This window comes from Nocardioides sp. Z22_16 (assembly GCF_058134365.1).
The window spans coordinates 104,917-124,386 of sequence record NZ_JBYTTI010000003.1 but is presented as its reverse complement, the minus strand read 5'-3'; the positions used below and the strand labels follow the sequence as shown (position 1 = coordinate 124,386).

Here is a 19,470-nt window from a genome sequence, read left to right as displayed (position 1 = left end):
CCGGGCAGGAAGTTGCCTGAGCCGGGTTCCTCGCGGACTGTGGGGGAGTGCCCGCCCCGCAGAACCACGACGACGAGCCCCTGGTCCGTCACCTGAGGGCGACCACCGGCCTCCCGGAGTCCCAGGTGCGCCGGGTGATCGGCGACGTGCTCGCCTTCCACGACGAGCCCGTCGAGGAGCTCGTGCGGCGCCGGCACGCCCAGCTCAAGACCTATGGCGCCAGGAACGCCGAGATCTTCCCCCTCCTCGCCGCCGAGCTGGCCACCCGCGTGGTGGCTGCCCCGCGGCTCACCGAGCGCCAGCTGCGCCGGATCGTCTACGGCTGAGCGCCGTCCAACGCTAGGAGAATCACCATGTGCGGAATCGTCGGATACGTGGGCCCGCAGGAGGCGCCGTCCCTGCTCGTCGAAGGACTGGCCCGCCTCGAGCACCGCGGCTACGACTCGGCCGGGCTCGCGGTGATCAGTGACCGCGGCTCGCTGCGGGTCGAGAAGCGGGCGGGGCGGGTCCGCGACCTGGCCGCCACCCTCCCCAAGCGGTTCTCCGGTCACGTCGGCATCGGCCACACCCGCTGGGCCACCCACGGCCCGCCCACCGACGTCAACGCCCACCCGCACACCGACGGCAAGGGCCTGGTCGCGGTGGTCCACAACGGGATCCTCGACAACGCCCACGACCTGCGCGAGCGGCTGGTCGACGAGGGGGTCGACCTGGCCAGCGATACCGACACCGAGGTCCTCGCCCACCTGGTCGCCCGCTCGACCGCGAAGACCCTGGAGGGCAAGGTCGGCGAGGCGCTCGCCCAGGTCTCCGGCACCTGGGGCCTGGCCGTCCTGCACGTCGACCACCCCGGCGAGATCGTGGTGGCGCGCAACGGCAGCCCGCTGATCCTCGGCGTCGGCGACGGCGAGATGTACGTCGCCTCCGACCTGGCCGCGCTGGTCCGCCACACCACCTCGGTGGTGATGCTCGACGACGGCGAGATGGCCTCGGTGACCGCCACCGGCTTCACCACCACCACCGGGAAGAAGGTGCCCTCCCACATCGACGTCGACCCGGCGTCCTACGAGACCGGTGACTACGACTCCTTCATGCACAAGGAGATGCTGGAGCAGCCGCAGACCGCCGCCCGGATGCTGCAGGGGCGCCTCGACACGCGCTTCGGCACCGCCCACCTCGGCGGGCTCAACATGGACGCCCGGGAGACCCGGGCCGTGCGCCGGGTCAAGATCCTCGGCTGCGGCTCCGCCTACTACGTGGGCCAGATGGGGGCCGGCCTGATCGAGGAGCTCGCCCGGATCCCCGCCGACGCCGAGCCGGCCAGCGAGTTCCGCTACCGCAACCCGATCATCGAGCTCGACACCCTCTACATCGCCGTGAGCCAGTCGGGGGAGACCCTCGACACCCTGCTCGCCGTGCAGGAGATCCGGCGCAAGGGCGGTCGGGTGATCGGCCTGGTCAACGTGGTGGGCAGCGCGATCGCCCGGGAGTGCGACGGCGGCATCTACCTGCACGCCGGGCCCGAGGTCGCGGTGGCCAGCACCAAGGCGCTGACCAACATGTTCCTCGGCTTCGCCCTGCTCGCCCTCCAGCTCGGCCGGGTCCGCGACCTCTCCGTCGCCGACGGCCGCAGGCTGGTCCACGGTCTGGAGCGGCTGCCCGACCAGATCGGGGAGGTGCTCGCCGAGGAGCCGTGGATCACTGAGGTGGCCACCCAGCTGGCCACCGCCCAGTCGCTCTTCTTCGTCGGGCGGGTGCGCGGGTTCCCGGTGGCCCGGGAGGGGGCGCAGAAGTTCAAGGAGATCAGCTACCGGCACGCGGAGGCCTACCAGACCTCCGAGCTCAAGCACGGCCCCCTGGCGCTGATCAGTCCGACCCTCCCGACGGTGGCGATCGTCCCTCACGACGAGCTGACCGAGCGCAACGTGGCCGCCCTCCACGAGGTGGCGGCCCGCGGCGGGCCGCTGGTGGTCGTCACCCACGCGGAGGTCGACCTGGGCGACCTGGAGGTCACCCGCATCGACGTCCCGCGCACCGAGCCCGAGCTCGACCCGCTGCTGCTCACCATCCCGCTCCAGCTGCTGGCCTACCACGCCGCGTCGGTGCTGGGCTACGACATCGACAAGCCCCGCAACCTGGCCAAGTCGGTGACCGTCGAGTGACCTTGCTGACGATCTCAGCGGCAGCCTTGTGCGCCGCGCCCGACGACCTCGGGCGGGGCGCCGCCTAGGCTGCCAGGGATTGGAAAAGACCCCGTGCTGCATGGGGTCAGCACGGGGTCTGGGAGGACCCTACCTGTGGCCTCCCCGCCCGTCGCAGTGGTACAGAAGGTTTTACCGACGTGTCCGGACCAGGAGATCAAGATGTCGCAGCAGCAGCCCGGAACCACCGACGACCTGACGGGCGTGGAGACCCGTCTCCTCATCGACGGGACGTGGCGCGACGCCGACGACGGCGCCACCTTCGAGGTGCTGGACCCGGCCGACGGCTCGGTGCTGGCGCGGGTCGCGGACGGCGGGACCGGTGAGGCCCTGGAGGCCCTCGACGCGGCCGCCGGCGCGCAGGCCGCCTGGGCCGCCACCCCCTCGCGCGAGCGGGGCGAGCTGCTCCGGGCGGCGTACGACATGGTGGTGGCGCGCACCGACGACTTCGCCCGGGTGATGAGCCTGGAGATGGGCAAGCCGCTGGCCGAGGCGAAGGGCGAGGTGGCCTACGGGTCGGAGTTCCTGCGCTGGTTCTCCGAGGAGGCGGTCCGGGTCCACGGCCGCTGGATGGACAACCCGGCGGGCGGCAGCCGGATGCTGACGATGAAGAAGCCGGTCGGCCCCTGCCTGATGATCACCCCCTGGAATTTCCCGCTGGCGATGGGCACCCGCAAGATCGGCGCCGCGCTCGCCGCCGGCTGCACCTGCGTGGTCAAGCCGGCCAGCCAGACCCCGCTGACCATGCTGCTGCTGGCCCAGGTGCTCCAGGAGGTCGGCGTCCCGCCGGGCGTGGTCAACATCGTCACCACGACCTCCTCCCGCGAGGTGGGCGCGGCGCTGATGGGCGACGAGCGGCTGCGCAAGGTCAGCTTCACCGGCTCCACCCCGGTGGGCCGCGGTCTGGTCGGCCAGTCGGCCGAGCACCTGCAGCGCGTCTCGATGGAGCTGGGCGGCAACGCGCCGTTCGTGGTCTTCGAGGACGCCGACCTCGACGCCGCGGTGGAGGGCGCGATGCTGGCCAAGATGCGCAACATGGGGGAGGCCTGCACCGCGGCCAACCGCTTCCTGGTCCACGACTCCGTCGCCGAGGAGTTCGCCGAGCGGCTGGCCGCGCGGATGGGCGCGCTCACCGTCGGCCGCGGCCAGGACGACGGCGTCGACGTCGGGCCGCTCATCGACCAGGACGCCCTGGAGTCGGTCGGTCAGCTGGTCACCGACGCGGTCCACGACGGCGCCAAGGTGCTCACCGGCGGCAGCCCGCTGGCGGGGCCCGGCTGGTTCTACCCCCCGACGGTGCTGGTCGACGTGCCGGCGGAGGCCGAGATCAACCGGCAGGAGATCTTCGGCCCGGTCGCCCCCGTCTCCCGGTTCAGCACCGAGGAGGAGGCGGTGACCGCGGCCAACTCCAGCGAGTACGGGCTGGTCGCCTACGTCTGGACCCGCGACCTGGACCGCTCGCTGCGGGTCAGCGAGGCGCTCGCCTTCGGGATGGTCGGGCTCAACACCGGGATCGTCTCCAACGCCGCGGCCCCCTTCGGGGGCGTCAAGTCCAGCGGCTTCGGGCGCGAGGGCGGCTTCGAGGGGATCGAGGAGTACCTCGACACCACCTACGTGGCCATCCCCCGCTGACCGTCCTCCCGGTCCCCGGCTGCGGCCACCAGGGCCAGCGCGCGCTCGGCCAGCGGCACCGCGACGGCCCGGTCGGCGGGCACCAACCCCACCCGGGTGCGCCGGTCGAGCAGGTCGTCGACGTCGACGGCGCCCTCGTGGGTGATCCCGAAGACCAGCTCGGCCAGGGTCACCGGCACCGCCGCGGAGGCCGGCGCGAGCAGCTCCTCGTCGCCCAGGCCGGTGACCGCCCGCGCGGTGGCCAGCACCAGCCCGGCGTCGGTGCCGAAGCGGCGTACCAGCCGGGCCGGTGACTCCAGCCGCGCCAGCTCCGCCCGCGGGGCGGCGCCCGCGAGCGGCAGCGTCCGGGTGCTGCACGACCCGGCCGTCAGCCCGCCGACCCGGACGGCGGCGTCGACCGCGTCCTCGGCCATCCGCCGGTAGGTGGTGAGCTTCCCGCCGACCACCGTCACCACCCGGCCGTCCTCCCCCGGTCCGGTCAGCACGGCGTGGCGGCGGGAGAGGTCCGCGGTGGCGCCGGCCCCGGCCTCGCCCACCTCCAGCAGCGGGCGCAGCCCGGCGAAGGCGCCCACCACGTCCTCGCGGCGCAGCGGCCGGACGAACGCCGCCGAGACCACGTCGAGCAGGAAGCCGATCTCCGCCTCGGTGGGCTCCGGCACGTCGGGCACCGGCCCCTCGACCGGCTCGTCGGTGAGCCCCACGTAGACGGTGCCGTCGGGCTGGGGCAGCACCAGGACGAAGCGGTTGAGGCTGCCGGGCACCGGCACGGTGACCGCCGCGGAGAGCCCGGGCAGCGTCTCGCCACGGAGCACCAGGTGGCTGCCGCGGCTGGGCCGGAGCCGCACGTCGGGAGCCAGCGTGGCGGCCCAGACGCCGGTGGCGTTGACCACGGCGCCGGCCCGCACGGTCCGGTGCTCCCCGGTGACGGCGTCGACCAGCCGCGCCGCCACGGCGCCGTCGGCCCCGGAGCCGTCGCCCTCGGCGACCTCGGCGACCCGCACCCGGCTCCGCACCACCGCGCCGTGCTGGGCGGCGGTCCGGGCCAGGGTCACCACGAGACGGGCGTCGTCCTCGAGCCGCCCGTCCCAGGACAAGAGCCCACCGCGGAGCCCGTCGGCGCGCAGGCCGGGGGCCAGGGCGGCGGTCTCGGTCGCCGTCAGCCGCCGCGGGGAGGGGAGCGTCTCGCGCCCGGTGCGGGCGCCGCGGCGCAGCAGGTCGCCCGCGGCCAGGCCCAGCCGGCTGAGCCGCTCCTGGAGGCGCGGGGTCCCGGTGGTCACCGGGATCAGCATCGGCATCGGGGTGGTGAGGTGCGGGGCGGTGGTCTCCATCAGGATGCCGCGCTCCACGGCGCTCTCGTGGGCGACGCCGACCTGCCCGCGGGCCAGGTAGCGCAGGCCCCCGTGGACCAGCTTGGACGACCAGCGCGACGTGCCGAAGGCGACGTCGTGGGCGTCGACCGCGAGCACGGTCAGGCCGCGGCTGGCGGCGTCCAGGGCGCACCCCGCGCCGGTGACCCCGAGGCCGACGACCAGCACGTCGACCCGCTCGGGCAGGCCGGCGGTGCCGTGGCCGAGGCGGCCGGCCGGGTTCACGGTGCCAGGTGGCGGGTGACCATGGTGTGCAGCTCCTCGAGGATCCCCGCCTCCGTGGTGCCGTCGTCGTCGACCATCGTGTGCAGGCTCAGCACGAACCCGTGGCCCATCAGCAGCAGGGCGCCGGCCATCGCCTGGGGGTCGCCGGCGCGGACCTCGCCGGTCGCCTGCTGCTCGGCGATCCGGGCGCTCAGCGACTCCAGGATCGCCTGCTGGCTGCGGCCGCGGCGGGCGAGCAGGTAGGGCAGGAGCAGCTCGGGGTCGAGCTCGACGATGCGGGTGAAGAGCTCGTTGTCGCGCAGCTGGCGCACCACCTCGATCACGCCGTCGGCGATGGTGCCGGTCCGCACCCCGGCGGCCACCACGCCGCCCCACTCGCGGGTCATCAGGTCGCCCATCAGCGCCTGCATGTCGGGCCACGCCCGATAGATCGTCATCCGGCTCACCCCGGCCCGGCGGGCGACCTCGGTGAGCGTCGTACGCCGCCACCCGACGTCGAGGATGCAGTCACGCGCGGCGTCGAGGTAGGGGTCGTGCCGCGGGTCCAGCCCGGCGGCGCGCGCCAGCACGGCCTCCAGTCGCCCGTTGTGACGGAGTGACGTCATGTGTCACATTGTGTCACATGACACAGCCCCCGCCCGTCGGCGCCAGTGAGATGCATCCCACACGGTGGGGTGACCCCGCCCGGGCCGCCGGGCTGCCGGACTCCGCCCGCGCGCTCGTGGAGCTCGCCTTCGGCCACCAGGACCGCACCAGCGCGGACCCGGGGGCCGACGCCGCGATCCTCCCACCGGTGCGCCTCGACCACACCCAGGTGGCCGAACTGCGGGCACTCGTGGGCGCCGAGCACGTGCTGCTCGACGACGCCACCCGCCGGCTGCGCACCCGTGGCAAGTCGACCCCCGACCTGCTCAAGGCCAGGCTCGGCCGCTTCGAGGAGGCGCCGGACGCCGTCGTCCGCCCGGCCGACGCCGACCAGGTGGCCGCCGTGCTGGCCTGGGCCGGGAGGCGGCGGGTGGCCGTGGTGCCCTTCGGTGGCGGCACCAGCGTGACCGGCGGCCTGGTCGCCGACCTCGACGCGGCTCCCGGAGGCCCCCTGGTGGCCGCCCTCTCCCTGGACCTGGCCAGGATGAACCGCGTGCTCGACGTCGACCCGGTCTCGATGACCGCCACCCTGGAGCCCGGCCTGCGCGGCCCCGAGGCCGAGGCGCGGCTCGCCGCGCACGGCCTGACGATCGGCCACTTCCCGCAGAGCTTCGAGCACGCCTCCCTCGGCGGGTTCGCCGCCACCCGCTCCTCGGGCCAGTCCTCGGCCGGGTACGGCCGCTTCGACTCCCTGGTCGTCGGCCTCACCGCGATCACCCCCACGGGTCCGCTCACGCTCGGGGTCGCCCCGGCGAGCGCCGCCGGGCCCGACCTGCGCCAGCTGGTCCTGGGCTCCGAGGGCACCCTGGGAGTGATCACCTCGCTCACCGTCCGGGTCCGCCCGGTGCCCGAGGTCAAGGAGTACGAGGGGTGGCACTGGCCGTCGTTCGCCGCCGGCACCGAGGCGATGCGCCGACTCGTGCAGGCCGGGCTCGCCCCCACCGTCCTCCGGCTCTCCGACGAGGCCGAGACCGCGATCAACCTCGCCGACCCCGCGTCGGTCGGGACCGGCACCGGCGACGGGGGGAGCGGCGGGTGCCTGATGGTGGTCGGGCTGGAGGGGACGGCCGACTCCGTCGCGGCGCGCCGCACCGCCGTCACCGCGCTGCTCTCCCGGCTCGCCGAGGAGCTCGGCGGGGCGCCGGCGGGGCCCGAGCCCGGCGAGCGGTGGGCCCGGGGCCGGTTCGACGCGCCCTACCTGCGCGACTCGCTCCTCGACGCCGGGGTGCTGGTCGAGACCTTGGAGACCGCGACCTTCTGGTCGCGCGTCGGCGCGGTCCACGACGCCGTCCGCACCGCGCTGACCGAGGCGCTGGGCGAGGGCACGCTGGTGCTCTGCCACGTCTCCCACGTCTACGAGACCGGCGCCTCCCTCTACTTCACCGTCGCCGTCCGCCAGGGCGAGGACCCGCTGGCCCAGTGGCAGGCGGCCAAGGAGCGGGCCACCGACGCGATGGTGGCGGCTGCCGCGACGATCACCCACCACCACGCCGTCGGCGCCGACCACCGGCCCTGGCTGGCCGACGAGGTGGGCGAGGTCGGGGTGCGGGCGCTGCGCGCCGTCAAGGACGCCCTCGACCCGGCCGGCATCCTCAACCCGGGCGTGCTGCTCCCGTGAGCGGGGCGCGGCGCGGCTTCAGCCTGCTGGTCAACCCGGCGGCCGGTGGCGGGGCGGCCCCCGCCGCCGTGCTCCCGGTCGCGGGCCTGCTCCGCGCGGCCGGGGCCACGGTGGAGGTCACCTACTCGCCCGGCCCCGAGGCGACCGGCGCGCTGGTCGCCGCCGCGGTGACCCGCGGCGACGTGGTGGTGGCCGTCGGCGGCGACGGGATGCTCTCCCACGTGGCCGGACCGGTGGCAGACGCCGGCGGCACCCTGGGGATCGTCCCGGTCGGTCGCGGCAACGACTTCGCCCGGATGGTCGGGCTCCCCTCGGACGCCGCCGCGGTCGCCGAGGTCCTGCTGCACGCCCCCGCCCGCCACGTCGATCTGCTGGAGGTCTGCGGCCCCGAGGGGCGGCGGGTCGTCGCGGGCTCGGTCTACGCCGGGGTCGACGCCCGGGCCGCGGCCCACGTGGCCGCGATGACCCGCGTCCCACGCCGCGCGCAGTACCCGCTGGCCGCCGTCCGGGCGCTCGCGTCGTACACCCCGGTGCACCACCGGGTCCGCGTCGACGGGGAGCTCCACGAGTTCCGGGCCGCCACGGTGGTGGTGGCCAACTCCGGCTACTACGGCAGCGGCATGCTGATCTCGCCCGGCTCCGTGGTCGACGACGGCCTGCTCGACGTGGTGGTGATCGAGGCCGCCTCACGGTGGCAGCTGATCCGGTCCCTGCCCAAGGTCTACGACGGCGCGCACGTCAGGCTCCCGGAGGTCACGGTGCTGCGCGGGGTTCGGGTGGAGCTCTCCGCCGACGTCCCGGGCGGGGTGCCGCTGGGCGGCGACGGTGAGCCGCTCGGCACCCTGGACCCCGGCCACGCCGAGCTGCTGCGGGTCGAGGTCAGGCCGCAGGCGCTGGAGCTGCTCAGGCCGGCAGGGTCCAGAGCAGGATCTCGGAGTCGGTGACCGCCTCCACCGCCAGGTCGGGCTCGTCCTCGGCCTCCCACAGCCGGGCCGCGTCGCCCGGCTCCAGGAGCGTCGGCTCGCCCTCGGGCAGCAGCAGCCGGACCGAGCCGGAGGCCACGAAGAGGTGGTGGCGCGGGCTGACCGGCAGCCCGTGGTCGGTGTCGGCGGGCAGCCGGCCGATCCACAGGGTGGCGCCGCGGGTGCCGATCGGCAGCTGCGCTCCCTCGCCGGCGACGGCGACCAGTCCCGGGCCCGCCAGGCCGGCGGCGGTGAAGCGGGCGGGCGGCTCGCCCGGCTCGTCGGGGCGCAGCCACGACTGCACGAAGCGGGTCGGCTGGGCGGCGGTGTCGGCGAGCTCGGCGTGGGTGATCCCGGTGCCGGCCGACTGCACCTGCACGGTGCCGGCCGGCAGGGCGGAGGTGTTGCCGAGGGAGTCGGTGTGGACCAGGGTGCCGTGGAGCACCCAGGTGACCAGCTCGACGTCGGAGTGCGCGTGGTCGGGGTAGCCGGCGCCCCAGGCGAGGTGGTGGTCGTTGTGGGCGGTCAGCGGGCCGAAGGCGACGTTGTCGGGGTCGTAGAACTCCCCGAAGGAGAACGAGTGATGGGTGACGCGGTCGGGTTGCCGGGAGGCGAACCTTTCGGATCCGGCGTACACGCTCATCTGCATGCCGATATCGTCTCTGGGTGACCAGTCCCAACCAAAACCGGGGGTCGGGGGAGTTCCCCCTGTTGCCAGCCGGGTTCCACTTCGGGACCGCCACCGCCGCCTACCAGCACGAGGGGGCCGTCTTCGAGGACGGCCGCGGGCCGAGCGTCTGGGACACCTGGACCCACCAGCCGGGCCACGTGGCCGACGGCAGCACGGGCGACGTGGCCAGCGACCACTACCACCGGGTCGTCGAGGACGCCGCGCTCCTCGGTGAGCTGGGCGCCCCGGGCTACCGCTTCTCCGTCTCGTGGCCGCGGGTGCTGCCCACCGGCTCCGGGCGGGTCAACGCCGCCGGCCTGGACTTCTACGACCGCCTCGTCGACACCCTGCTGGAGCAGGGCCTCTCGCCGATGGCGACGCTCTACCACTACGACCTGCCCCAGAGCCTGGAGGACGACGGCGGGTGGCTCAACCGGGCGACCGCCGACAGGTTCGCCGAGTACGCCGCCGTGGTGGCCGAGCGCCTCGTCGACCGGGTCACCCACTGGGTGCCGATCAACGACCCCAACGTGGTCACCATGCTCGGCTACGCCGACACCCGTCACGCCCCCGGCAAGGGGCTGCTCTTCGACTCGCTCCCGGTCGCCCACCACCTGCTCCTGGCCCACGGCGGGGCCGCCTCCGCGCTGCGGGCCGCGGGCGCGCAGAGCGTCGGCTGCGCCAACAACCACGCCCCGATCTGGCCGGCCAGCGACGACGTGGCCGACACCGGGATGAGCAAGATCTTCGACCAGATGTGGAACGGGCTCTTCCTGGAGCCGATGCTGCTGGGCCGCTACCCGGTGGACCTGGCGCCGCTGATGGACGACGTCGTCGAGCCCGGCGACATGGCCACCATCCGCCAGCCGCTCGACTTCTACGGCGTCAACTACTACTACCCGCTGCGCATCGCCGCCGCCCCCGAGGAGCAGGAGAACCCCTTCGAGTTCCTCGACGTCGTCGGCTACCCGCGCACCGACGCCGGCTCCCCGGTGGTGCCGGACGCGCTGCGCGAGTGGCTCATCGTCTTCCGCGCCCGCTACCGGGCCGCGCTGCCGCCGATCTTCATCACCGAGGCCGGCTGCGCCTACGACCTGGGTCCCGACGAGGACGGCGTGGTCGACGACCAGTCGCGGATCGACTTCTACGACGCCCACCTGCGCGCCGTCTCGGAGGCGGTCAACCGCGGGGTCGACGTCCGCGCCTTCTACGCCTGGTCGCTGCTCGACTGCTTCGAGTGGGCCAAGGGCCTGGAGCGCCGCTTCGGGCTGGTGCACGTCGACTTCGAGACCCAGCAGCGCACGCCGAAGCGCTCGTTCCGCTGGTACGCCGACATGATCGCCTCCCAGCCCGTCGACCGGTGACGCGGGTCCGCCCGACCGGGCCACTACGCTGACCCGCATGAGTGCCGAGCCGAGTGCGCCGAGCAGCCCCCGTCGCGTCGTCTACGTCGTCGGCTCGGGGCGCAGCGGCACCAGCACGATGGCCGGCACCCTGCGCACCCTGGGCCTGCACGTGCCGCAGCCCGAGGTGGCCGCGGACACCACCAACCCCAAGGGGTTCGGGGAGCCGCAGTGGCTGGTGGACCTCCACGACGAGCTGCTGCGCCGCTCGGGGGTGCAGGTCTCCGACGCCCGGCCCCGGGCCTGGCTCGACGCCGGCAAGGTCAGCGCCGACCACGCCGTCCGCGAGCGGGTCACCGGCTGGCTCGCCGAGCAGCTCGACGCCTCGTCGGGCGGCGCCGAGGAGCTGGTGCTCAAGGACCCGCGCGCCGCCTGGTTCCTGGGTCTGTGGCGTGCCGCGGCCGAGCGCAACGGCGCCACCACCTCCTACGTCACGATGCTGCGGCCGGTCACCGAGGTCGTCGGCAGCAAGCAGAAGTACTACGACGCCCGGCAGGGCGGCGTCACCCGCACCGCGGCCTGGATCAACATGATGCTCGGCACCGAGCGGGCCACCCGGGGTGAGCAGCGGGCCTTCGTCCGGTACGCCGACATGCTGGCCGACTGGACCGTGCCGGTCTTCGCCCTCGGGGAGGCCTTCGACCTGCACGCGGTCAAGACGGCGATGGCCACCGACATCGCCGCGGTGCACTCCTTCATCGACCCCTCGCTGCGCCGGGTGACGCTGACCTGGGACGACGTCCAGGTGCCGGCGCGGCTCCGCGAGCTCGCCGACGAGACCTGGCACGTGCTCGACCGGATGGCCGACCCCGGCGGGGACACGACCGCGGCGCACCAGGCCTGCGACCAGCTGCGCAGCGCCTACGCCGAGCAGTACGAGGAGGCCGAGGCGTTCGCCGCCTCCAGCGTGCTGGCCGCCCGCCGCGAGGGGGTGCGCCAGGGGCGCGAGGAGGGCCGCGCCGAGCAGTCCGGCGGCGGGCTCGACCGGGTGCCGCACCGGGTGCGGGCGATGGTGCCGGCCTCCGCGCGGCGCACGATCCGGAAGGCGATGGGGCGTGCCCGCTGACATCGCCTGCCTGGAGGGCCTCCCGGAGTACGACGTGCACTGGCCCTGGCACGACGACCAGGGGCGGCCGCGCCCGCTGGAGCCCGGCCTGACCTGCGTCTTCCGGGTCCGCAACGAGGCGCGCAACCTGCCCTGGGTGCTGCCGCCGATCATGGCCGCGGTGCAGCACGTGCTCCTGGTCGACAACGGCTCCGACGACGGCACCGCCGACGTGGCCCGCCGGATCGCCGCTGAGGAGTGGGGCGCGGAGGCCGCGGCCAGGCTCACCGTGCTCGACTACCCGCACCGCGTCGCCCGCGCCGGCGGCGAGCACCTCGCCACCCCGGCCACCTCGGTGCACTCCCTGACCCACTTCTACAACTGGTCCTTCAGCCACGTCCGCACCACCTACTCGATGAAGTGGGACGGCGACATGGTGCTCACCCCCGAGGGGTCGCAGATCCTGGCCGACCTCTCCTGGCAGCTGCAGGCGACGCAGGCGATCGTCGCGATGCCCCGCCACCCGCTCACCGTGGTCGACGACTCCACCGGCTGGCTCGACCTGAGCCTGCGCTTCCTCGAGCCCTGGGTCTACCCGATGGGTCCGGAGTACACCTTCGTGAAGGCGTTCGACTGGGAGCTGCGCGAGTTCCCGCCCGACGTGGAGCGGGTGGTGCTGCCCCAGGGCCTGGTGGTGGAGGTGAAGTGGCTCGACGCCGACGAGTACGCCCACTGGCGCACCGAGGGGGTCGACTTCACCCACACCCGGCTCTACCGCAAGCTGCGCGAGTTCGAGGTCGACCGGGCGATCCGGGAGGGCCGCGCCGAGGAGCTGGGCGGGCTCACCAAGGTGACCGCCCCGCCCGGCGTGCACGTGATCGACCACGTGACCCACACTTGGCTGCGCCAGGCCCCCCGCCCCCTGGTCAGGCACAGCCTGCCCGCCTCCCTGCGTGAACGAGCCCAGCGTGAGAGGACTCCCCGTTGACCCACCCCCTCGACTCCTTCTTCGCGAACTCGCCTGCCCCGGTACTCGTGGTGGCCGGCGACGACCCCGTCGTGGCGGCGCTGCCCATCGGGTTCGAGGGCTCGCTGCTCGCGCTCTCGCAGGTCGAGCCCGGGCAGCCGGTCAAGCGGGGCTGGAAGACCGTGCTGCTGGTGGCCTCGGACCGGGCGGCGCTGCGCCGCGCCGCCTCCGCGGTGCCGCGGCTGGGCCAGTGCCGGACGGTCGGGGTCTGGCTCACCGAGGGGTGCGCGCCGCTGGTGCTCCACCCGCGCGGCGAGTGGCCGCTGATGACCAGCCTGCACTCCCGGCCGCTGCACGGTGAGAAGGGCGAGCAGGACCAGGCCGGCTACCTCACGGTGGCTCGCTTCGCCGAGCCCGTCGGTGCCCACCTGGTGATCGCCGAGCTGGCACGCCAGTCCGTCCCGGCGGCGGACCCCACCCACCACGGCCTCCTGCTGGCCTACGCCGGCCGCGGGCCGGCGCCCGGTCTCGACCCGCGCGCGCTGCACCTGGGCGACCCTGCGGAGGCGGGTGACCCGGAACGCGACGTGCCGCCCGACGTGGTGCTGACGGGCGCGGCGGCGTCCGGCTCGGTGGAGTCGGGCACGCCGGGGCCGGCCAGCCACCACGTCATCGACCGCGCCCCGACCGTGGTCCGCTCCCCGGGGCTCGACCCGGTCGACGAGCTGGTCTTCAACCCGATCGGCTGGCGCAAGCAGTGGGAGAAGCCGGTCGTGGACCTCTTCGACCTCGCTCCCGGCCCGTCCGGCGTCACCGAGGCCGTGGTCGCCACAGCCCGCGCGCACCAGGGCGTCCGGGTCGACCTGTCCCGTGACGACGCCGCCCAGGTGCTGCGGCTGGCGATGGCCGGCGTCCCGCTGCTGGCCACCGGCCAGCAGCCGCACGACGCTCCCCAGCTCGACCCGGTGCTGCGGGCCACGCTCGACGGCGCCGGCGACCTCGACGACCCGCTGGCCCGCGAGGAGCACGCGCTGCGGGTGCGGCGCGCCGCCTTCGACGCCCACTCCACGCTGGTCTGGCGCGCGCAGCTGGCCGCCACGGCGGGCCTGGGCAGCCGGTCGGCTCTTCCGCCGGTCAGCATCCTGCTCGCCACCCGCCGGCCCCACCAGCTGGAGTTCGTGCTCGGCCAGGTCGCCCGTCAGCGCGGTGCGGACGTGGAGCTGGTGCTCGCCGCCCACGGCTTCTCCCCCGACCGCGACCGGGTCCGCGAGCTGCTCGGCGACGTGCCGGCCACGGTCCTGGAGATCCCCGAGGAGGCCTTCTTCGGCGACGTGCTCAACGCCGCCGCGTCGGCCGCCTCCGCCGGGCTGCTGCTCAAGATCGACGACGACGACTGGTACTCCCCGAACGCCGTCCACGACCTGCTGATGGCACGGCGCTTCTCCGGCGCCGACGTGGTCGGGATGCCCAGCGAGTTCGTCTACCTGCAGGAGCGCGACCTGACGGTGCGGCGCAACCACCCCTCCGAGCTCTTCAACCGGTTCGTGGCCGGCGGCACCACCCTGCTCGGGCGCGAGCTCCTCGGTGCGCTCGGCGGCTTCCGCCGGGTCCGCCGGTTCGTCGACACCCAGCTGCTCAGCGGCGTGGAGGCGGCCGGGGGACGCATCTACCGGACCCACGGGCTGGGCTACGTGCTGCGCCGGGTCGGCGACGGCCACACCTGGACGAGGGACGACGACGAGTTCCGGCGGCCGGAGATCATCGACACGGAGTGGCCGGGTTTCCGGCCGAGCAGCGAGCTGGAGTCAGGAGCCGACGGGGGAGTCGACTGATGCCACGACAGCCGGTGGTGCGGCACAACGACTACAGCTCCCTGAGCCCGCCGCGGCTGGGGGAGTGGGAGCCGCGCCTGTCGGTCTCGGTGGTCGTCCCCGCCTTCAACTACCACCGGACGCTGCCCTACGTGCTGGCCGGTCTCGCCGGCCAGAGCTATCCGGCCCACCTGCTCGAGGTGGTCGTCGTGGACGACCAGTCCACCCCGCCGCTGGAGCTGCCCGAGGTGCGCCCGGTGAACACCCGGATCGTGCGGGTGGAGGCCGGCTGGGGGCGGGCCAACGCCTGCCACCTGGGCGCCGAGGCCAGCGACGGCGACGTCCTGCACTGGTACGACGCCGACATGCTGCCCTACCGCGAGGAGGTGGAGGCGCACATGCGCTGGCACCACCTCGTCGACTACGCGGTGCCGGGCGGCGACAAGCGGTTCGTGGACCCGGAGTGGCTCTTCGCGCTCGACCCCGCGCAGGTGCGCGACCGGGTGGCCGCCGGCGAGGCGGGTGACTTCTTCCCCGGCCTGCCGCACGAGGAGCACAAGTGGGTGGAGGGGTACTGGCGTCGTACCGGCGACCTCACCCAGGCCGGTCCGCGCGCCCAGCGGGTGCACATCGGGATGACCGGGTCGGTGACCCGGGACCTCTACCGCGCCTCGCGCGGCTTCGACCCGATGCTGCGGCTCGGCGAGGACATGGCCCTGGGGCACGAGCTGGCCCAGGTGGGCGGCGTCTTCGTGGTCGAGCGGGAGGCCAGGTCGTGGCACCTGGGCCGCTCGCAGGTGCTCCGCCGCGCCGACCAGGTCAACCGCTACAACGACCCCTACCTGGCCAACCTGGTCCCGGCGATGCGGCCCAAGCGCCGCAAGCACGGGCGCAGCTACGAGGTGCCCTACGTCGAGGTCGTGGTGCCGGTCGCCGAGCGGCTCACCGACTGCGCGGTCGAGCAGGCCGCCGACGAGGTGATCGCCTGCGTCGACGCCCTGCTCGACGCGGAGTTCTCCGACCTGCGGGTGCTCCTCGTCGGGCCGTGGGGCCGGGTGCACGAGGAGCGCACCCAGCCGGTGGAGGACCCCACCCTGGAGCTGCGGATCGTGCACCGCTCCTACCGCGCCGAGCCGCGGGTCGGGCTGGTGGGGGCGTCGCCGCCGAGCACGCCCGACGCCACCGACGCGGAGTTCCGGCTGACCCTGCCCGACACCTCCCACGCCCCGCTGCCGCACGCACTCCAGGCGCTCCTCGACGACCTGGAGCGCACCCACCACGGCCGGCGCGTCATCGTCTACCCCGACGGCGCCGAGGCGCGGCTGGAGCGGATCGCCGCCGTCGCCCGGGTCGAGCGGGTGGCGCAGGTCGGCGACGACCGCGACGAGCTGATGGAGCAGGCCTTCGGCACGGGGTCCTACGACGCCGCCCAGGTCGGCTTCGTGCCCACCGCGGAGCGCGAGGTCCCCCGCTTCGTGCTGAAGCCGAAGCCCGCCATGAGTCCGGAGGAGTCGCGGGCCATCCTGCTCGGCGAGGCGGACCCGGAGCCGTCCCCCGGCGGCGACGCGGGGCGCAGGCCCTGGTGGCGCCGGTAGTCAGCGCCCCCCGGCGCCCAGCTCCACACGCAGGTCCACACGCACGCCCAGGTGGTCGCTGCCCGCCATCCGGTGGGTCGTCGCCTCGGCGACCGGCCGCAGCGGCGAGCCGGCCGGCAGCAGCACGTGGTCGAGCGCGGCTACCGGCCGTGGTGACGGGTAGGTCGGACCCGAGGGCACCCGGGACCAGCCGGTCAACCGGGTGACCAGGCCGGCCGGCAGGTTGAGGTCGCCCATCAGCACCAGCGGGCGCGGCAGGTCCCGGGCCCAGGCGACCAGCTCGCGGAGCTGACCCACCGCCCGCCACGGGACGAACGAGAGGTGGGTGGTCACCACCGTGACCGGACCGCTCGGCGCCGCGACCCGGGCGGCCAGCGCGACCCGCTGCTCGTCGCCGACCACCACGTGCTCCTCGTCGGTCCACGAGGGCTTGCGCACCGGCACCCTCACCGACGACGGCGCCATCCGGTGCTCCCACCACTCCTGCACCGGGTGCCGGCTCAGCAGCGCGACGCCGTACGACGGCTCCGCGAGGTCGGTGGTGGGGGCGGACCGCATCGTGGTCACGTTCCCCGGCGTCCCGTGGACCGCCGCCGCGAAGCGGGCGTGCCACTCCGGTCCGCCTGCCGCCAGCGTGCGGGCCAGCAGTCCGGTCTGGTCGACGTCCCCGGAGCGCGCCAGCAGGTGGTCGACCTCCTGGACCGCGAGGACGTCAGGGCCCAGCGCCGCCGCGGCCGCCGCGAACGGCGCGAGGTCGGGCGGGCCGTCCCCGGTGCGGCCGGCGGCGGCGTTGGCGGTCACCAGCCGGAGCGCGCCGGAGAGCACGCTAGAGCGGCGCGGGCTCGGTCTCCGGGGAGTCGGGGTCGGGGATCGGCGCGGGGTCGCCGCTCGGGACGATCTCGGGGTCGGTCAGGGGCTCGCCTGGTGTCGTGGTCATGGCGTCCCGTACCCCGCTGGTCATCCGGTCATCCAGTCGGGCAGGAACCCGCTGGCCAGCGTGGCGTCGCGCACCGGGACCGCCAGCTCCAGGACCCGGCGGGTGCCGTCGAGGCCGAGGTGGCGCCAGCCCTCGAGGGCCAGCCGGTCGGTCTCCCGCTCCAGCTCGCGGCGGAAGCGCACCCCCTCCTCGGTGAGCGCTCCGTCGGCCACCAGGCCCCGGGCCTCCAGCCGCGCCCGGCCGGCGTCGTACTCCTCGTCGGTCCAGCCGCGGGTGGCCCGGAGGAACTCCATGGTGCCGGCGAAGAGGCCGTTGAGGACGCCCGCCTCCACCGGGTCGAGCTCCGCGCGGACCAGCAGGGCGAGGTGCCCGTCGCCGCGGTGCTCGCGGATCAGGGTGGCCGCGTGCCAGAGCGCGAGGCCCTGGTCCTCGGGCCAGGGCAGGGCCGCGTAGGCGGCGTAGAGCGGGCGGCCGGGGGCGGTGAGGCCGTCGCAGACCGTGCGGAGCAGGCCGACGAGCTCGGCGACTTCGCTCTCCTCGAGCTCGCCCGTCACCTGCGCCATCAGCTCGGTCATCGCCCGGCGCTGGGCGTCGAGCACCTTCTCCGGCGAGGCGATCTCCCAGGAGGAGGGCAGGGTCTTGTCGAAGAGCCACGGGGCGAAGCCGTAGAAGGTGGCCGTCGGGACCGCCGGCCCGACCGCGCCGAAGGGGGCGGAGCGCGCCGCGAAGTAGGAGAACCGGGGCCGCAGCCCCAGGTCGACGTAGGCCTGGGTGACCGGGGCCGCGAGGTGGGCCAGGACGTGGACCACCTCCAGCGCGCCCCAGGCCTTTCGGGAGGTCTTGGTCAGCTCGAGCTCATCGGCGTCGGTCATGGCGCGACACTACTCAGCCCGCGAGCCGCACCTGGACGAATTCGAACCCGGCCCGGTCGGCGGCGAACCAGACCGCTCCCACCTCCGGGCTCACCGGCGTGGTCCCGCGGGGCCCGACGGAGAAGTAGTGGCCGTGGGCACTCCGCCACAGGTAGGTGCCGGCGGCGACCTGCCGCACCTGGAACCCGGCGTAGGTCTTGAACCGGTGGTGGCGGCGGGAGAGCGGCTGGGAGTTGTGGGTGCCCGTCTGCCCGGGTGGTCCACCGCGGACGAACGGCTCGGGATGGTCGTAGTCGACGCGCCGCGACCGGCCGGTGGCCCAGGGGAACATGTCACGGCCACCGGTGAGCAGCCAGACCCGCTCCTTGAGCCCCTCCGGGTGCTCGTAGGAGGTGGTGGCGACGTGGTCCGCCAGGTCGACCACCGGCCTCACCGTCACGTGGCTGTGCCGCAGCCACGCCGCGACCTGCGAGGCCAGGACCGGGCCCAGCTCCTCGACCCGGGCCACGGCGCGCGTCGGGTCGGTGAGCGCCTCGTCGGTGAGGTGGACGTGGACGGTCGCCCGGGGCCGGAGGCAGGCGGGGTCGATGCTGCGCAGGGCGGTGAGGAGGTCGGCGGGGAACGCCAGCGCCCGGGTCGTGCGCTGGTCGGGTTCGCCAGGCCCGCCGTCGGCGTGCTCGAGCAGGAGCTGGAGCAGCTCGGCGGGGCGTGCCAGCCAGCCGAGCGCCTCGGCGCGCAGCTGGTCGGCGGTGGGGCGTTGCTCGGCCGGGACGTCGGCAATCTGGCCGGCGAGGATCTCCGCCACCCGGGCGACCATCGCGTCCACGTAGACCGCGTCACCGGCCTCGACCCGGGCGATCAGGTGCCGCAGGCCGTGCTCGTCGCTGCGGGAGAGCGAGACGAACCGCCTGGTCCGCTCCTGCTCGAGCCGCGCTGCGTGGCCGGCCGGGTCGGCCTCGATGATCTTGGCCTCGGCCACCTCCAGCACCCGCGCCGGCGCCTCCCCGGCGAGGCACCGGGAGATCGCGGCGTCCACCACCCCGACGTCGGTCATCGCGAGCCGTCGCGACATGGAGGCCACCCGCCGGGCGAGCCAGACCTCGCCCTCCAGGGACCTGACGACCGCCCACGTGCGGGGCAGCCGGTGGATCAGGTCGAGGACGTCGGCCATCGCCGAGCGCACCGAGAGCACGTGGACCTGGCGGACCACGGCCAGCTCGGCCAGGCAGAGCTCCCGCAGCCGCGGCGTGCCCTCGCCGCCCACGTCGATCAGCCTGTCCCAGGCCGACCCCTTCGGGTCGTCGCCCGGATCACTGCCGTGGAGCAACGCCCACTGCGCGAGCAGCGTCAGGTCCTCCACCTCGGCCCGGCGACGCGCCAGGAGAGCGACCTGCACCCGCTCCAGCACGGCGGGCGCGTCGAGCCCGGAGACGTCGAGGCCGCAGTCTGCGCCGGCCGCGCTCTCCTCGACCGTCCCGGCCGGTCCCGCCGTCTCTCCCTCAAGCTCCATGATCCAAGAG

Annotated in this window: 16 protein-coding genes; 10 read left to right on the top strand and 6 right to left on the bottom strand. The window is 74.7% G+C overall.

Translation table 11 applies throughout. The features are described 5' to 3' along the window. Positions 1-47 precede the first annotated feature (47 nt). From AC3X7R_RS08915 to AC3X7R_RS08905, 3 genes are all read left to right on the top strand, one after another. On the top strand, positions 48-326 hold the full coding sequence (locus AC3X7R_RS08915) for a hypothetical protein (RefSeq protein WP_489965262.1): 279 nt from the start codon (positions 48-50) through the stop codon (positions 324-326). A gap of 27 nt (positions 327-353) precedes the next feature. Then, positions 354-2,162 (top strand): glutamine--fructose-6-phosphate transaminase (isomerizing), encoded by a 1,809-nt coding sequence (glmS, locus tag AC3X7R_RS08910; RefSeq protein ID WP_489965261.1) that lies wholly within the window; start codon positions 354-356, stop codon positions 2,160-2,162. Positions 2,163-2,363: 201 nt separating this feature from the next. After that, a complete protein-coding gene (locus tag AC3X7R_RS08905; RefSeq protein ID WP_489965260.1) occupies positions 2,364-3,833 on the top strand; it encodes an NAD-dependent succinate-semialdehyde dehydrogenase in 1,470 nt (489 codons plus the stop codon). Here AC3X7R_RS08905 and AC3X7R_RS08900 read toward each other — a convergent pair. Both AC3X7R_RS08900 and AC3X7R_RS08895 read right to left on the bottom strand, forming a co-directional pair. After that, positions 3,812-5,425: a glycerol-3-phosphate dehydrogenase/oxidase gene (locus AC3X7R_RS08900; RefSeq protein ID WP_489965259.1), complete on the bottom strand. Its 1,614-nt coding sequence runs from the start codon at positions 5,423-5,425 to the stop codon at positions 3,812-3,814. The two genes, AC3X7R_RS08905 and AC3X7R_RS08900, sit on opposite strands and share 22 nt — an antisense overlap. Then, a complete protein-coding gene (locus tag AC3X7R_RS08895) occupies positions 5,422-6,030 on the bottom strand; it encodes a TetR/AcrR family transcriptional regulator (RefSeq protein ID WP_489965258.1) in 609 nt (202 codons plus the stop codon). Before AC3X7R_RS08895 ends, AC3X7R_RS08900 begins: the two co-directional genes overlap by 4 nt. A 17-nt stretch (positions 6,031-6,047) precedes the next feature. Between AC3X7R_RS08895 and AC3X7R_RS08890 the strand changes: the two genes are divergently transcribed. Then, positions 6,048-7,688: an FAD-binding oxidoreductase gene (locus tag AC3X7R_RS08890; RefSeq protein ID WP_489965256.1), complete on the top strand. Its 1,641-nt coding sequence runs from the start codon at positions 6,048-6,050 to the stop codon at positions 7,686-7,688. Continuing rightward, on the top strand, positions 7,685-8,632 hold the full coding sequence (locus tag AC3X7R_RS08885) for a diacylglycerol/lipid kinase family protein (RefSeq protein WP_489965255.1): 948 nt from the start codon (positions 7,685-7,687) through the stop codon (positions 8,630-8,632). Before AC3X7R_RS08890 ends, AC3X7R_RS08885 begins: the two co-directional genes overlap by 4 nt. On the opposite strand, the gene AC3X7R_RS08880 is transcribed toward AC3X7R_RS08885, so the two are convergent. Continuing rightward, complete coding sequence (locus AC3X7R_RS08880; RefSeq protein ID WP_489965254.1) at positions 8,592-9,299, bottom strand: pirin family protein; 708 nt, start codon at positions 9,297-9,299, stop codon at positions 8,592-8,594. The two genes, AC3X7R_RS08885 and AC3X7R_RS08880, sit on opposite strands and share 41 nt — an antisense overlap. A 17-nt stretch (positions 9,300-9,316) precedes the next feature. On the opposite strand from AC3X7R_RS08880, the gene AC3X7R_RS08875 reads away from it, so the two are divergent. From AC3X7R_RS08875 to AC3X7R_RS08855, 5 genes are read left to right on the top strand one after another with little or no spacing between them, the layout of a single operon-like run. Next, on the top strand, positions 9,317-10,684 hold the full coding sequence (locus tag AC3X7R_RS08875) for a GH1 family beta-glucosidase (RefSeq protein ID WP_489965253.1): 1,368 nt from the start codon (positions 9,317-9,319) through the stop codon (positions 10,682-10,684). Positions 10,685-10,721: 37 nt separating this feature from the next. Further along, the gene (locus AC3X7R_RS08870; protein ID WP_489965252.1) at positions 10,722-11,789 is read left to right on the top strand and encodes a sulfotransferase family protein; all 1,068 of its coding nucleotides are present in this window, start codon (positions 10,722-10,724) and stop codon (positions 11,787-11,789) included. Then, positions 11,779-12,756 carry a hypothetical protein gene (locus AC3X7R_RS08865; RefSeq protein WP_489965250.1) on the top strand — a complete coding sequence of 326 codons (978 nt, stop codon included), beginning with the start codon at positions 11,779-11,781 and terminating at the stop codon, positions 12,754-12,756. The genes AC3X7R_RS08870 and AC3X7R_RS08865 overlap by 11 nt, the downstream gene beginning before the upstream one ends. Continuing rightward, positions 12,753-14,567 carry a hypothetical protein gene (locus AC3X7R_RS08860; protein ID WP_489965249.1) on the top strand — a complete coding sequence of 605 codons (1,815 nt, stop codon included), beginning with the start codon at positions 12,753-12,755 and terminating at the stop codon, positions 14,565-14,567. The genes AC3X7R_RS08865 and AC3X7R_RS08860 overlap by 4 nt, the downstream gene beginning before the upstream one ends. Next, positions 14,567-16,141, top strand: a complete 1,575-nt coding sequence (locus AC3X7R_RS08855) for a glycosyltransferase family 2 protein (protein WP_489965248.1) — start codon at positions 14,567-14,569, stop codon at positions 16,139-16,141. The genes AC3X7R_RS08860 and AC3X7R_RS08855 overlap by 1 nt, the downstream gene beginning before the upstream one ends. Here the strand turns inward: AC3X7R_RS08855 and AC3X7R_RS08850 are convergent, their stop codons facing one another. The 3 genes from AC3X7R_RS08850 to AC3X7R_RS08840 form a co-directional block, all read right to left on the bottom strand. After that, a complete protein-coding gene (locus AC3X7R_RS08850) occupies positions 16,142-16,942 on the bottom strand; it encodes an endonuclease/exonuclease/phosphatase family protein (protein ID WP_489965247.1) in 801 nt (266 codons plus the stop codon). It abuts the gene before it with no gap. A gap of 156 nt (positions 16,943-17,098) precedes the next feature. Continuing rightward, a complete protein-coding gene (locus AC3X7R_RS08845) occupies positions 17,099-17,950 on the bottom strand; it encodes an SCO6745 family protein (protein WP_489965246.1) in 852 nt (283 codons plus the stop codon). 13 nt (positions 17,951-17,963) lie between these two features. After that, the gene (locus AC3X7R_RS08840; protein ID WP_489965245.1) at positions 17,964-19,460 is read right to left on the bottom strand and encodes a hypothetical protein; all 1,497 of its coding nucleotides are present in this window, start codon (positions 19,458-19,460) and stop codon (positions 17,964-17,966) included. Between the last annotated feature and the right edge of the window lie 10 nt (positions 19,461-19,470).

Excerpts from the sequence above, each read along its gene's own strand:
- glmS (WP_489965261.1), top strand. The coding sequence starts at position 354 with ATGTGCGGAATCGTCGGATACGTGGGCCCGCAGGAGGCGCCGTCCCTG.
- AC3X7R_RS08905 (WP_489965260.1), top strand. The coding sequence starts at position 2,364 with ATGTCGCAGCAGCAGCCCGGAACCACCGACGACCTGACGGGCGTGGAG.
- AC3X7R_RS08895 (WP_489965258.1), bottom strand. The coding sequence starts at position 6,030 with ATGACGTCACTCCGTCACAACGGGCGACTGGAGGCCGTGCTGGCGCGC.
- AC3X7R_RS08890 (WP_489965256.1), top strand. The coding sequence starts at position 6,048 with ATGACACAGCCCCCGCCCGTCGGCGCCAGTGAGATGCATCCCACACGG.
- AC3X7R_RS08880 (WP_489965254.1), bottom strand. The coding sequence starts at position 9,299 with ATGCAGATGAGCGTGTACGCCGGATCCGAAAGGTTCGCCTCCCGGCAA.
- AC3X7R_RS08870 (WP_489965252.1), top strand. The coding sequence starts at position 10,722 with ATGAGTGCCGAGCCGAGTGCGCCGAGCAGCCCCCGTCGCGTCGTCTAC.
- AC3X7R_RS08855 (WP_489965248.1), top strand. The coding sequence starts at position 14,567 with ATGCCACGACAGCCGGTGGTGCGGCACAACGACTACAGCTCCCTGAGC.
- AC3X7R_RS08845 (WP_489965246.1), bottom strand. The coding sequence starts at position 17,950 with ATGACCGACGCCGATGAGCTCGAGCTGACCAAGACCTCCCGAAAGGCC.
- AC3X7R_RS08840 (WP_489965245.1), bottom strand. The coding sequence starts at position 19,460 with ATGGAGCTTGAGGGAGAGACGGCGGGACCGGCCGGGACGGTCGAGGAG.